This is a genomic window from Pseudomonas sp. DG56-2 (assembly GCF_004803755.1).
Taxonomy (GTDB): Bacteria; Pseudomonadota; Gammaproteobacteria; order Pseudomonadales; family Pseudomonadaceae; genus Aquipseudomonas; species Aquipseudomonas auratipiscis.
The window spans coordinates 4,463,925-4,477,207 of record NZ_CP032311.1 but is presented as its reverse complement, the minus strand read 5'-3'; the positions used below and the strand labels follow the sequence as shown (position 1 = coordinate 4,477,207).

Here is a 13,283-nt window from a genome sequence, read left to right as displayed (position 1 = left end):
ATTACTGGTACTTGATCACGATGCCCTTGAGCTTGCGCCCTTCGACAGAATGTATGTCACGGTCCCACAGGGGGCCGCTGACATAGGCCGACAGTGGCTGGATACGGTCGTAGACCACAACGACGGCATCACCACCAATCTTGGCGGCTTCGCTGCGCAGTTTCTGTTCTACGTCGCTGATAGGCGGCGCTGGCTCGACACTGGCATCGACGAGAATCTCGCCCAGGCGCGTATGCGCACGCAAAGGTTCGCGGCGCAGCACTTCAACATGAGCTGCGTCGGTGGGGGCGGCGTGTTCAACGCCGACATATTCGGTAGTGCGGGCATCGATGCTGCTGCAGCCAGCCAGTGCCAGCAGCAGCGCACCTGACAAGCAGAGTTTACTGATTGTCTTCATGGCTTCTCCCCTTCGGTACCCGTTGCCCAATGCAACGCGACTCAACTGACAGTAGCTGCAATTGAGTCACTGGCAAGGGGTCGAAGGCGGGGCTCAGCCGAGTACTTCTCGCAGGCGATACCACATCATTCCCAAGGCCAGCAGCGGCGAGCGCAGGGCCTTGCCGCCAGGGAAAGTCATGTGAGGCACAGCGCTGAATACATCCATGCCTTGGCTATGACCAACATCGATGGCTTCGGCGAGCAGGCGAGCCGTCCAGTGGGTAACGTTCAGGCCATGGCCCGAGTAGCCTTGGGCGTAGTACACGTTAGGGTGCTGCGACAGGCGGCCAACCTGCGGAAAACGGTTGGCAGTGATGCCAATCTTGCCACCCCATTGGAACTCGACTCGGGTGTCAGCCAATTGCGGGAACACTTTGAGCATCTTCGGACGCATGTAAGCGGCGATGTCCAGCGGATCACGACCGGAGTAGTGACAGGCGCCGCCGAACAGCAGGCGGCGATCTGCCGTGAGGCGGTAGTAATCCAGGCCGACTTTCTGGTCGCACAACGCCAGGTTCTGCGGGATCAGTGCATCGGCCTGCGCAGCGGACAACTGCTCGGTGGCGATGATGTAGCTGCCAGCAGGAAGTACCTTGCCGCTCAGGCGTGGCTCCAGTTCTTCCAGGTGAGCATTGCAGCCCAGCACCAGGCTACCGGCCCGCACGCTGCCCTGGGCGCAGCGCACGTGGACGGTGGCGCCGTGGTTGATCTCGATAACCGGGCTGTGCTCGAAAATCCGCACCCCCAGGGACGCTGCTACTTGTGCTTCGCCCAGCACCAGATTGAGTGGGTGCAGGTGGCCCGAACCGCGATCGATCAAACCGCCCGCATACAGCTTGGAATTGACCACTTCACCCATTCGCTCGGGCCCGATCAACTGGGTCTGGTGGCGGTAGCCCAAGGTTGCCAGGTGCTCCTGCTCGGCGCGAAATGCGGCGAACTGGGCCGGGGAGTTGGCCAGTTCGCAAAAGCCCCAGCGCAAGTCGCAGTCGATGCCATGTTCCTTGATGCGGTTGGCGACAACTTCAACCGATTCAATCCCGGCCCGCAGCAGATACTTCACGCCGTCCTGGCCAACGTAGCGGGCAAAACCTTCGACGTCGTGACCGATGCCGCGAATCAGTTGACCGCCGTTGCGCCCGCTGGCGCCCCAGCCTATGCGTCGCGCTTCGAGCAAGATTACCGACAGGCCGCGCTGTGCCAGTTCGATAGCGGTATTGACACCGGTGAAGCCACCGCCGATCACGCAGACATCGGCGCTAAGGTCGGAACTCAACTGTGGGTGTTCAGGCATCGGACCCACCGATGCCCGGTAATACGAGCTGGCATGTTGCGCAGCAGGATTGATCATGGCGTGCTGGTTCATTTGTTCGACTTCACTTTGCTCCACGAGCGTGTCATCAGGCGCATGATTTGCGGGGTAGGGGTGTTGGAAACGTAGAGTTTGTCCAGCACCTCCTGCGGCGGGTACACCTCTGGGTTGTTGACCAGATCGGCATCCATGTACTGCTTGGCGGCCGGGTTGGCGTTGGCATAACCGACAGTGGCGCTGACCTGGGCGATCACTTTCGGCTCAAGCAGATAGTTGACGAAGGCATAGGCCTCTTTTGGATTGCTGGCATCGGAAGGGATGGCCAGCAGGTCGAACCACAGGTTGGCGCCTTCTTTGGGAATGGAGTAGGCGATGTTCACGCCGTTGTTGGCTTCCTTGGCGCGGTTGGCTGCCTGGAAAACGTCGCCTGAGTAACCGAAGGCCATGCAGATATCACCGTTGGCCAGGTCCGACACATACTTGGATGAGTGGAAGTAGGTGATGTACGGGCGCAGGGTCAGCAGCTTGGCCTCAGCCTTCTTGTAGTCTTCGGGATTATTGCTGCGTGGGTCCATGCCCATGTAGTTGAGCATCGCCGGGAACAGCTCGTCGGCCGAGTCCATGAACGACACGCCGCACTTGCTGAGCTTTTTCAAATTCTCTGGTTCGAACATCACGGCCCAGGAGTCGATGTGATCGACGCCGAGCACTTGCTTGACCTTGTCGACGTTGTAGCCGATGCCGTTGGTGCCCCACAGGTAAGGTACCGAATGCTGGTTGCCGGCATCGTTGCTCTGCAGAGCCTTGAGTAGCACAGGGTCAAGGTTTTTCCAGTTGGGCAGTTGCTCGCGATCGAGCTTCAGGAACGCGCCAGCTTGGACCTGGCGCGCCAGAAAGTGGTTGGAAGGCACGACCACGTCGTAGCCGGTGCGGCCGGCCAGCAACTTGCCTTCCAGGGTTTCGTTGGAGTCGAATACGTCATAGATGACTTTGATGCCAGTGCTGCCCTGGAAGTCTGCCAGGGTGGTGGTGCCGATGTAGTCGGTCCAGTTGTAGACGCTGACGCTTGGCTGGGCTTGGACTGTGGCGCTGACCAGCAGCGCCAGGGTTGCACTTGCAACGGTTTTCAATGAACGCATATCGACCTCTTCGAATTGTTTTTATCGATGCTTGTTACGCAGCAGGATTTAAACGCTGAGCAGCAAGAACTCTCGCTCCCACGAGCTGATCACACGTTTGAAGTTTTCGTGTTCGGCCCGTTTGACTGCCACGTAACCGCGCACGAACTTGCTGCCCAGGTGTTGCTCCACGCTCGGGCAGTCTTCCATGTTGGCCAAGGCGTCTTCGATGGTGATTGGCAAGCGCAAATTGCGCCGCTCGTAGGCGCGGCCCTGAACCGGGGCGCTCGGATTGATTTTCTCGACCATGCCCAGGTAACCGCACAACAGGCTCGCGGCGATGGCCAGGTATGGGTTGGCGTCGGCACCCGGCAAGCGGTTCTCCACGCGCATTGCATCTGGGCTGGAGGTAGGCACGCGCAGGCCTACGGTACGGTTTTCCTCACCCCATTCAACATTCACTGGCGCCGAGGTATCGGGCAGGAAGCGGCGGAACGAGTTGACGTTGGGGGCGAACATCGGCAACACCTTGGGGATGTACTTTTGCAGGCCGCCAATGTGTTGCAGGAACAACTCGCTCATCTGGCCGTCTTCATTGACGAAGATCGGCTTGCCGGTGGCGATGTCAACCACGCTCTGATGCAGGTGCATGGCACTGCCTGGCTCGTCGCCCACCGGTTTGGCCATGAACGTAGCGGTCACGTTGTGCTTGAGTGCAGCCTCACGCATGGTGCGTTTGAACACGGTGATCTGGTCGGCCAGATCCAGGGCGTCGCCATGGCGGAAGTTGATTTCCATCTGTGCCGGGCCGTCTTCGTGAATCAGCGTATCGAGGTCCAGGCCTTGGGCTTCGCACCAGTCGTAAACATCTTCGAACAACGGATCGAATTCGTTGGCGGCATCGATCGAGAACGACTGCCGACCGCTTTCGGCGCGGCCCGAACGACCCAGTGGAGCCTGCAACGGCAAGTCCGGGTCTTCGCAACGCTGGGTCAGGTAGAATTCCATCTCCGGCGCGACGATTGGTTGCCAGCCCTTGTCGGCATACAGCTTGAGTACTTTCTTCAGGACGTTGCGTGGCGACAGCTCAATCGGGTTGCCCTGCTTATCGAAGGTATCGTGGATCACGATGGCAGTCGGCTCGATGGCCCATGGCACCACGTATACGGCGGCCGAGTCTGGGCGGCAAACCATGTCGATATCGGCAGGGTCAAGCAGGTCGTAGTAGATGTCGTCGTCGACAAAATCCCCGGTTACCGTTTGCAACAGCACACTTTCCGGCAGGCGCATGCCTCGCTCATGCAGGAACTTGTTGGTGGGTGCAATTTTGCCGCGGGCGATACCGGTCAGGTCACTGACCACGCACTCGACTTCGGTAATCTTGTGTTCTTTCAGCCAAGCAGACAGCTGATCGAAAGGGGCATTCATAAAGACCTCGTTATTGGTTTTATTCCGCGCCAGGACCTGCGATCAAGGCTGGCATGCCGTCTGGACGACTTCCCCTGCAGCGCGTTGAGGGCTATCTTGGTCGAGGTGTGCAGATCCATCTATCCACTTTTTCCGGAATTAAATGCACCAAAAGAGTGCATGACGAGCCGTTTATGACAGCGCCAAATCCGTTTCAGGTTCAGGCTTTCAGTACCGCTACAGTGATCGAGCAAGAGCGCGCCTCGCCCAATTGGAGCGTGCAATACCAGCAGATGTCGCCGGGGCATTTCGAGGGGCGTATACGCTGCCTGGAGCTTGAAGGCGTAGAGATCTACGAAGAGTCCATGAACACGCGGGTAGAGCAGAGTTTTCACGCTCCTAGCGGGGCCTTGACCTTCTGTTTTGACCGCACGGACAACAGCCTTTACTTGCTCAACGGTGAAAGCCGCAACATCTGGATTACGCCAGAGAACTACCAGGAAGTGGCGGTGGTGTTCGGCCCCGAGTTCGTCCAGCGCCACGCTGTGGATATCGCCAGGCTCGAAGGGCTGTTCATGGCGCCGCTCAACTCGAGGCAGACTGCATTGTTCGGCGGTTGGTTAAGCAGCACCTTGACCCGTCTGGGGCAGGAAATTGATCCGCCCAGCCGCGAAGCCCTGACCGAGCAGTTGCTTCAGGATTGCCTGTACATACTCGACAGCGCCAGTGTTTGCCTGGACCGCAGCGCATTGGGGCGGCGCACCGAAGAACGCACGATCATGCGCCGTATCAGCCAATGGGCTGCCGACTGCCCGGAAGAGACGCTCAACCTGCTGGAGTTGGCGCAGGTTGCCGAGGTGCCATTGCGTCAGTTGCAGCAAGCCTTCAAGACCTACACCGGGATGACGCCGGCAAACTGGTTGCGTTTGCGTCGCCTGAACAGCGCGCGCCGTGAGTTGTTGAGCGCTCGACCCGGTGCCAGCACCGTCGCGGAAGTCGCCATGCATTGGTCATTCTGGCACTTGGGGCGCTTCTCTAATAGCTATCAGCAATTGTTCAAAGAGCTGCCTAGTGAAACGCTGAAACGAACGCAGCAGCGCAACTGAGCCGACAACTGCATGGCATCTGACCCTGTCGGCCATAGGCCCTGCAGTGGTATGTTCTGTCCGATAAATGAAGTCGATAGATTGGAAAGACCATGCCAAGAGCCTCACACCAAGACCTGCGTCGCGCGTTTCGTAAACTCCTTGCTTCTCCCGCCTGTTACCACACGGCTTCCGTGTTTGACCCGATGTCGGCGCGTATCGCCGCTGATCTGGGGTTCGAGGTGGGCATTCTCGGTGGTTCGGTCGCATCCCTGCAGGTGCTTGCTGCACCTGATTTTGCCCTGATCACCCTTAGCGAATTTGCCGAACAGGCGACGCGCATTGGCCGTGTGGCCCAATTGCCGGTGATTGCCGACGCCGACCATGGCTATGGCAACGCCTTGAACGTAATGCGCACGGTCACTGAACTTGAGCGTGCCGGAATCGCGGCGCTGACCATCGAGGACACGCTGCTGCCCGCTCAATTCGGGCGCAAGTCCACCGACCTGATCAGCATTGCCGAAGGTGTCGGCAAGATCCGTGCGGCGCTGGAGGCGCGTGTCGATCCCGAGCTTGCGATCATTGCGCGCACCAACGCTGCGTTGATTCCGGTTGAGGAAGTCATTGCCCGCACCGTGGCGTATCAGAATGCCGGTGCCGATGGCCTGTGCATGGTTGGCATTCGTGATTTTGACCACCTTGAACAGATCGCCAAGCACCTGAGCGTGCCGTTGATGCTGGTGACCTACGGCAATCCGCAATTGCACGATGATGCGCGTCTGGCGCAGTTGGGAGTGCGCATTGCCGTGGACGGTCATGGCGCTTATTTTGCGGCGATCAAGGCGACCTATGATTGCCTGCGCGAGCAGCGCCGCATCACCAGCAGTGCCTCGGACCTGAGTGCCACCGAACTTACCCATACCTACACGGTGCCTGGCGACTATATCGTCTGGGCTCGTGAGTTCATGGACGTCAACGAATAGGCCCATGGCCTTGCTGCAACAACTCTCAAAAATGGACAAGCGGAACAATTCATGAAGAAGACAGTAGGTGTACTTTCCGGGCTCGTAGTCGCCGTGGCAGCAGTTTGCACGGCGGGTGCCTGGTACACCGGTAAGCAACTCCCGGCGGTGCTCGAGCAGGCTATGGTGCAGGCCAATATCCAGCTCAAACAGTCCGCTGGCAATATGACCGTGGAGCTGGCATCGCTGGATTCGCACCTGTTCTCGAGCACCGCGCACTACCGGGTGAAGGTCAAGGACATGGTGGTTGGCGATCAGCTCAAGAGCTTTGAGTTCGGCATCGTCGATCGCATCGAGCATGGTCCGTTGCCCTGGACCCGGGTCAAGGCGTTGAAGCTCATGCCAGTGATGGCGGCGAGTAACTATGCACTGGAAAAAGATGCTGTCACCGCTGACTGGTTTGCCGCCAGTGGCGATGTGGCGCCGGTATACGGGCAGAACAGTCTGGGTTACGACGGTTCCACCGATGGCACCCTGATCATGCCGCCCATGGAGTTGAAAGAGGCGGGTGTCACGCGCATAAAGTTCTCCGGATTGCAGGTGCAGGCGACTGGCACCAAGGATGCCGAGCAGGCCAGGTTCACCGGCGATTCGGCGAGCTTGATGTTGAACCTGGAGGACGCAGACGACGTGCCCATGAAGGTGGAACTCAAGGACTTGCGTGTGTTTGGCGACCTGACCAAGACACCCCATGGTTTCTATGTGGGTACCATGAACATGGGTATGGGAGAGGTCAGCGCGTTGCTGGGTGAGCAGCAGAAAGTGCTGTTGATGAAGCATCTTGAGCAAAACAACGAATACCAGGCTGACGGCGACAAGCTGTCCGGCACCATGGCCTACAAGGTTGGTGATATCAACTTTGATGGCAAACCGGTAGGTTCCGGAGCGATGCACTGGAGCATCAAGAATCTAGATGTGCCAGCCATGCAGGCGCTGGCTGCCTGGTACCAGACCCGTTTGCCCGAGTTTCAAGCGGCAGCTGCGCAGGGTGATGCACTGCCATCACTGCCGATGACCGACGCAGAAAAAGCTCAGGTCAGCGCCCATGTTCAGCAAATGCTGGCCGCCAAGCCGCAAATTGCCCTGGACGATTTCTCGTTCAAGACAGCCAACGGTGAAAGTCATTTCAGCTTGAGTGTTCAATTGGGCAAGCCGGCTTCGCTGGAGTTGCCGACGGCTGAGCTGTATCAGCAGATGATTACCCAGGTGCAGAGCAAACTGCAGGTATCCAAACCCATGATCGGTGACTTGGCCACATTGCAGGCACGCCTGGAAGGGCAAAGCGATGCGCAGGTGCTTTCCCAGCAAGCATCGCAGGCTGGCGAAATGGTCGGCATGATGGCGCTGCAGAGCCGGATGGCTACGGTGCAGGGCAACGATATCCTTGCCAATCTGCACTACGCCGAAGGCATGGTTGACTTCAACGGCCAGAAAATGACCGTCGAGCAGTTCGCCAGCTTGATCATGGCCCACCTCGGCGCAATGCAGCCGACGGAAGGCTGACGGCACGCCTTGGGGCGGCATGGTCGTCGCCCCAAGGCCTGTTTCACTAAAAAAACCTTTTGAATTCATCCGATTAACTGTAGCCTTCGGCATCCCATAAAAACCCGAGGCCGCAGAAGGTCTTTGGTTCCGCCTGCCATGTCATTGTGTACGTTGCCTGCGGAGCCTGTAGCCGATTTGCCAGGGCTCGGTGATACACTCGGCTTACGCGCACAAGCGCCTGCAGGTCCAGCGATCATGACCCAGATTTCCGAACGCCTTTTGGTGCAAGCCCACCTCGATGCCAAGCAGCCCAAGCCGCTGACGCCCGAGCAAGAGGCCGACTACCGCGCCGCCATCGCCGCCGAACTCAAGGCGCAGAACGCGGTGCTGGTTGCCCATTACTACTGTGATCCTGTGATTCAGGCACTGGCCGAGGAAACCGGCGGCTGCGTGTCTGATTCGCTGGAAATGGCTCGCTTCGGCAACAAGCACGAAGCCAGTACCGTGATTGTCGCGGGCGTGCGCTTCATGGGCGAGACGGCAAAAATCCTCAATCCCGAAAAGCGTGTGCTGATGCCCACCCTGGAAGCGACGTGCTCGCTAGACCTGGGCTGTCCGGTAGAGGAATTCTCGGCCTTTTGCGACAAGCACCCAGAGCGAACCGTGGTGGTCTATGCCAACACTTCGGCGGCGGTCAAAGCCCGCGCCGATTGGGTGGTGACCTCCAGCTGTGCGCTGGAAATCGTCGAAAGCCTGATGGACAACGGCGAAACCATTATCTGGGGCCCGGACCAACACCTGGGGCGCTACATCCAGAAACAGACCGGCGCCGACATGCTGCTTTGGGACGGTGCCTGCATCGTTCACGAAGAGTTCAAGTCACGCCAGTTGGAAGACATGAAGGCGCTGTATCCGGATGCCGCGATCCTGGTGCACCCGGAATCGCCGGAGTCGGTGATCGATCTGGCGGATGCGGTTGGCTCTACCAGCCAGCTGATCGCCGCAGCGCAAACCATGTCGAACAAAACCTTCATTGTCGCCACCGACCGCGGCATCTTCTACAAGATGCAGCAGCTGTGCCCGGACAAGGTGTTCATTGAAGCGCCGACGGCCGGCAACGGTGCTGCTTGCCGCAGCTGTGCCCATTGCCCGTGGATGGCCATGAACACGCTGGAACGCACGCTGCAATGCCTGCGTGAAGGCAGCAACGAGATCTTCGTGGAGCCTGCGCTGATTCCCCAGGCGATCAAGCCACTCAAACGCATGCTCGATTTCACCCAGGCAGCGCGGATGAAACTGTCTGGCAACGCCTGACGAGGTCGTTCACTCACTGCCTAGTGTAGGCGCCGGCATCGCCGCGAAGGACTGCCCTGCAGTCCCTCGCGGATAAATCCGCTCCCACACGGACGGTTGTTCTCAGCGCATCATGTCCTTGACCATCCGCTGCTGCTCCAGCAATTCGCGCTGACGTGCATCGATTTTCGATGCCAGCACAAAGTTGCTGCCTGCACGTTGCTTGGCATAGTCGAGTTGCTGCAGCGCCTGGTCGAAATCGCCCACCAGGGCGAAATATTCAGCGCGCGCCTGATGCAGGCCGATGGTGTTGCCAGAAAGCCCGCGAACTTCAGCAACGTCGTACCAGACATCCGGGTCATCCGGGCGACTCTTGAGCAGGGCATCCAGGGCTTTTTCCGCTTCAGGCGCGCGGTTCTGTTTGAGCAGCAGGTCAATTCGCGCCTGCTGCAGCGGGTAGTTCCCTGGATACAGTGCGCGCATGCGCTCGATCCGTTGCTGGGCATCGGTCAGGCGATTGTTGGTAACGTCGAGGTCGATTTGGGCCAGGTTGTAGGTGACGTCGTTGGGCGCCTTGGCCAGCAAGGGCTTGAGGGCATCTCGCGCTTCGTTGAGACGGCCACCTTTGATCAACGCTAGCGCCAGGCCGTAGCGGGCCGAGTCCAGGTTCGGGTTTTCATCCAGCTGCGCCCGGAAGCGTTTGGCTGCAAGGCCCGGAGTGCCCTCGTAGATCAGCGCAACGCGAGCTCGAATCAACTGGTAGCGCTGGCTGTCCTCAGTACCACCCTTTGGCGCTTGTTCGGCGCGGTTGCGGGTGTCGGCGATACGCGACTCGGTAACCGGGTGAGTGAGGAGGAATTCCGGTGGCTTGGCGTCATAGCGGTACTGGCGCATCAAGCGCTCGAACATGCTCGGCATGTTGCGTGGGTCGTATCCGGCTTTTTCCAGGTTGAGAATGCCGATGCGGTCGGCCTCTTGTTCGTTCTGGCGCGAGAAGCGCCGCTGTTCCTGGATAGCGGCTGCCTGGGTGCCGGCAATCGCGGCGATACCGGCATCACCGGCACCGGCTGCGGCAGCGACGATGCCCGCTAGCAACGCCGCCATCATCGGCAGTTGCATGCGCTGCTGGGCTTCGACACCTCGGGCAAAGTGACGCTGAGACAAGTGCGCCAGTTCGTGGGCCAGTACCGAGGCATATTCGCCTTCGGTCTGCGCGTTGAGGAACAAACCCCCGTTGACCCCGACAATCCCGCCTGGGGCGGCGAAGGCGTTGAGCTCGCGGCTGTCGATCAGGACAAATTCCAGGCGACGGTCCTGCAACTGACTGGTTTCAGCCAGGCGATAGACGCTGGTTTCGACATAGTCCTTGAGTTGCGGGTCATTGAGCTGGTTGATGTTGCCCCGTAGCAGGCTGAGCCAGGCACGACCCAACTGGTGTTCCTGTTGCGGAGAGACAATGGCAGAACTGGCGTCGCCAAGTGACGGCAGGTCGTCGGCATGACTGGGAAGCGCCATCAAACAGGCCAGCGTCAGCAGGGTAGGGCGCAGTAAATTCATGCACAAAGCTCTGGTCGACAAAGAACCTTACTGTAGCTGGCTCACACGTTGGCGACCAGTGGCGGTATTCTACGAAGCTTGTTCGAATGTGCCTGCCTGGAGTCCCTGATGAGCGATACCCTGACGTTTGACGCCGAACTCGACGCCTGTGGCCTGAACTGCCCGCTGCCGTTGCTCAAGGCAAAGATGGAACTCAATCGCCTGGCCAGCGGCGCGGTGCTCAAGGTGCTGGCCACCGATGCCGGGTCGCAGCGCGATTTTCGCACTTTTGCCAGATTGGCCGGTCATACGCTGCTGCTCGAAACAGCAGAAGAAGGTGTTTACACCTACTGGCTTCGCAAAGCCTGAGTTTTTTTCCTAAGGATCGTCAATGTTCAAGGTGCTTCGCGACTGGATGCAGCGCTACTTCTCCGATGAAGAGGCAGTGGTGCTGGTGGTCTTGTTGGTTCTGGCTTTTACCGCTGTCCTGACGCTGGGCGGCATGCTGGCGCCAGTGCTCGCCGGCATGGTTCTGGCGTTTCTCATGCAAGGCCTGGTCAATGCCCTGGAACGCCTGCATGTACCGACCCGCTATGCCGTCGGTATGGTCTTTACCCTGTTCATGGGCGCCTTGGCCGTGTTTTTGCTGGTGCTGGTGCCATTGCTCTGGCATCAGTTGATCACCCTGTTCAACGAACTGCCGGGTATGCTTGGCAAGTGGCAATCGCTACTTCTATTGCTTCCCGAGCGTTACCCGCACCTGGTGTCTGACGAACAGGTGCTGCAGGCCATCGAGGCGATGCGTGGCGAAATTGGCAAGTTTGGCCAATGGGCACTGACCTTCTCGCTGTCGAGCTTGCCGCTGCTGGTCAACATCATGATTTACCTGGTGCTGGTGCCGATCCTAGTGTTTTTCTTCCTCAAGGATCGCGAACTGATTGCTCGTTGGGTCAGTGGCTACCTGCCGCGTGAACGCACGTTGCTGAATCGGGTGTCCGAGGAAATGAACCGGCAGATCGCCAACTACATTCGCGGCAAGGGTATCGAGATCCTGATCTGCGGCGTGGCGACCTACATCGCCTTCATCGCCCTGGGGCTCAACTATGCGGCGCTATTGGCGCTGTTGGTGGGGTTTTCGGTGGTGGTGCCTTACGTCGGCGCCGTCGTGGTGACCGTGCCAGTTACCCTGATTGCATTGTTCCAGTGGGGCTGGGGCGATCAGTTCATCTACTTGATGGCGGTGTACGCGATCATCCAGGCGTTGGATGGCAACGTGCTGGTGCCACTGCTTTTTTCCGAAGCGGTCAGCCTGCACCCGGTGGCGATCATTTGCGCGGTGCTGTTGTTTGGCGGGTTGTGGGGCTTCTGGGGGATTTTCTTTGCGATCCCGCTGGCAACCCTGTTCAAGGCTGTGCTGGATGCCTGGCCGAAGCAGGAGCCGGCAGTCGCGCCGTTGTTGTGAAAGCATCGTGGAGCCAGTCGGGCCGGCGCTTGTGACGACTCCACTGGCTCCACAATTGACGGCTCAGGCCTGGTTCAGCGCCTGTGCTTGAATCAGCACTGCATCCACATGTCCTGGCACCTTAACTCCGCGCCACGCCTTGCGCAGCACGCCGTTCTTGTCGATCAGGAAAGTGCTGCGGTCAACGCCCATGTATTCCTTGCCGTAAAGCTTCTTCAGCTTGATCACGTCGAACAGTTGGCACAGGGTCTCGTCTTTGTCGCTGATCAGCTCGAACGGGAAGGCCTGCTTGGCCTTGAAGTTCTCATGAGACTTGATGCTGTCGCGGGAAACACCGAACACCACGGTGTTGGCTGCTTCGAAGGCCGCATGTTGGTCACGGAAACCTTGGCCTTCGGTTGTGCAGCCCGGCGTGCTGTCCTTGGGGTAGAAATACAGCACCACTTGCTTGCCTTTGAGATCAGCCAGACTGACGGTCTGGCCGCTGGTGGCCAGCGCCTGGAAATCGGCGACGGGTTGGTCGAGTTCAACGGCCATGGAAAGCTTCCTTACAGTGGGTTCTGTGGGCGCCAAGGTTCGATCAGCGCATCCAGGTTCAGGGCGTCGGAGAAATCCAGGAACTGGTCACGCAGCCAACTGATTTGAGTTCCGGCCGGCAGGGTCACGGTAAAAGTGGCATTGAGCATGGTGCCGCCGGTTTGTGGCGCCTGGTAGGTGTCGCACGTGAGGTTTTCCAGTTCGACGTGGTGGTCGATGAAGAACTGGCACAGCTCATTGATGATGTCCGGACGATAGGCTGCGCTGACATAGGCCACGTAGGGCAGCGCCAGCGGGCGCACTTCAAGCTCGGCACTGCGCACCACATTCACAGTGAAGGTGTGCTTCTTGGCCAGGCCAGGCAGGGCTGCTTCGAAGCGAGCCAGGGCATCCCAACTGCCGGAGACTTGCAAGACCAGTGCGCTGCATTCACCGTGACGGGTCAAGCGCGAGGTGACGACCGAGCAGCGATTGTCGTTACTGGCCCGGCACAGGATGTTGGTCAGTTCCATGGGATTGGCGCCCAGGGCACTGATGACAAGGAATTGTTCGCGAACGGTGGGGGTGGACATGCAGCATTCCTAAAGC

13 protein-coding genes are annotated in these 13,283 nt (G+C 59.1%); 6 read left to right on the top strand and 7 right to left on the bottom strand.

The window, feature by feature from the left end; translation table 11 throughout:
• Position 1: 1 nt before the first annotated feature.
• The 4 genes from D3Z90_RS20535 to D3Z90_RS20520 all read right to left on the bottom strand — a co-directional run bounded on the left by D3Z90_RS20535 (position 2) and on the right by D3Z90_RS20520 (position 4,296).
• Complete coding sequence (locus D3Z90_RS20535) at positions 2 to 397, bottom strand: hypothetical protein (RefSeq protein ID WP_136477757.1); 396 nt, start codon at positions 395 to 397, stop codon at positions 2 to 4.
• Between the two features lie 93 nt (positions 398 to 490).
• Positions 491 to 1,804 carry an FAD-binding oxidoreductase gene (locus D3Z90_RS20530; protein WP_256658263.1) on the bottom strand — a complete coding sequence of 438 codons (1,314 nt, stop codon included), beginning with the start codon at positions 1,802 to 1,804 and terminating at the stop codon, positions 491 to 493.
• A complete protein-coding gene (locus tag D3Z90_RS20525; protein ID WP_136477756.1) occupies positions 1,801 to 2,889 on the bottom strand; it encodes a polyamine ABC transporter substrate-binding protein in 1,089 nt (362 codons plus the stop codon). The genes D3Z90_RS20530 and D3Z90_RS20525 overlap by 4 nt, the downstream gene beginning before the upstream one ends.
• 48 nt (positions 2,890 to 2,937) lie before the next feature.
• Positions 2,938 to 4,296: a glutamine synthetase family protein gene (locus tag D3Z90_RS20520; protein WP_128322352.1), complete on the bottom strand. Its 1,359-nt coding sequence runs from the start codon at positions 4,294 to 4,296 to the stop codon at positions 2,938 to 2,940.
• A 173-nt stretch (positions 4,297 to 4,469) separates the two neighbouring features.
• Between D3Z90_RS20520 and D3Z90_RS20515 the strand changes: the two genes are divergently transcribed.
• The 4 genes from D3Z90_RS20515 to nadA all read left to right on the top strand — a co-directional run bounded on the left by D3Z90_RS20515 (position 4,470) and on the right by nadA (position 9,181).
• Positions 4,470 to 5,381 carry a helix-turn-helix domain-containing protein gene (locus D3Z90_RS20515; RefSeq protein WP_136477755.1) on the top strand — a complete coding sequence of 304 codons (912 nt, stop codon included), beginning with the start codon at positions 4,470 to 4,472 and terminating at the stop codon, positions 5,379 to 5,381.
• A 92-nt stretch (positions 5,382 to 5,473) separates the two neighbouring features.
• Positions 5,474 to 6,343 carry an oxaloacetate decarboxylase gene (locus D3Z90_RS20510; protein ID WP_136477754.1) on the top strand — a complete coding sequence of 290 codons (870 nt, stop codon included), beginning with the start codon at positions 5,474 to 5,476 and terminating at the stop codon, positions 6,341 to 6,343.
• A gap of 51 nt (positions 6,344 to 6,394) precedes the next feature.
• Complete coding sequence (locus tag D3Z90_RS20505; RefSeq protein ID WP_136477753.1) at positions 6,395 to 7,885, top strand: YdgA family protein; 1,491 nt, start codon at positions 6,395 to 6,397, stop codon at positions 7,883 to 7,885.
• A 237-nt stretch (positions 7,886 to 8,122) separates the two neighbouring features.
• The gene (nadA, locus tag D3Z90_RS20500) at positions 8,123 to 9,181 is read left to right on the top strand and encodes a quinolinate synthase NadA (protein WP_136477752.1); all 1,059 of its coding nucleotides are present in this window, start codon (positions 8,123 to 8,125) and stop codon (positions 9,179 to 9,181) included.
• A gap of 102 nt (positions 9,182 to 9,283) precedes the next feature.
• On the opposite strand, the gene D3Z90_RS20495 is transcribed toward nadA, so the two are convergent.
• Positions 9,284 to 10,717, bottom strand: coding sequence for a M48 family metalloprotease (locus D3Z90_RS20495; RefSeq protein ID WP_136477751.1), 1,434 nt, complete (start codon positions 10,715 to 10,717; stop codon positions 9,284 to 9,286).
• Positions 10,718 to 10,825: 108 nt separating this feature from the next.
• Here D3Z90_RS20495 and D3Z90_RS20490 point away from each other — a divergent pair, with 108 nt between their 5' ends.
• Positions 10,826 to 11,065 carry a sulfurtransferase TusA family protein gene (locus tag D3Z90_RS20490; protein ID WP_136477750.1) on the top strand — a complete coding sequence of 80 codons (240 nt, stop codon included), beginning with the start codon at positions 10,826 to 10,828 and terminating at the stop codon, positions 11,063 to 11,065.
• A 22-nt stretch (positions 11,066 to 11,087) separates the two neighbouring features.
• Positions 11,088 to 12,158 (top strand): AI-2E family transporter, encoded by a 1,071-nt coding sequence (locus tag D3Z90_RS20485; RefSeq protein WP_136477749.1) that lies wholly within the window; start codon positions 11,088 to 11,090, stop codon positions 12,156 to 12,158.
• 63 nt (positions 12,159 to 12,221) lie between these two features.
• On the opposite strand, the gene D3Z90_RS20480 is transcribed toward D3Z90_RS20485, so the two are convergent.
• Both D3Z90_RS20480 and D3Z90_RS20475 read right to left on the bottom strand, forming a co-directional pair.
• Complete coding sequence (locus tag D3Z90_RS20480) at positions 12,222 to 12,695, bottom strand: peroxiredoxin (protein WP_136477748.1); 474 nt, start codon at positions 12,693 to 12,695, stop codon at positions 12,222 to 12,224.
• A gap of 11 nt (positions 12,696 to 12,706) precedes the next feature.
• Positions 12,707 to 13,267 carry a glycine cleavage system protein R gene (locus D3Z90_RS20475; RefSeq protein ID WP_136477747.1) on the bottom strand — a complete coding sequence of 187 codons (561 nt, stop codon included), beginning with the start codon at positions 13,265 to 13,267 and terminating at the stop codon, positions 12,707 to 12,709.
• Positions 13,268 to 13,283: the final 16 nt, after the last annotated feature.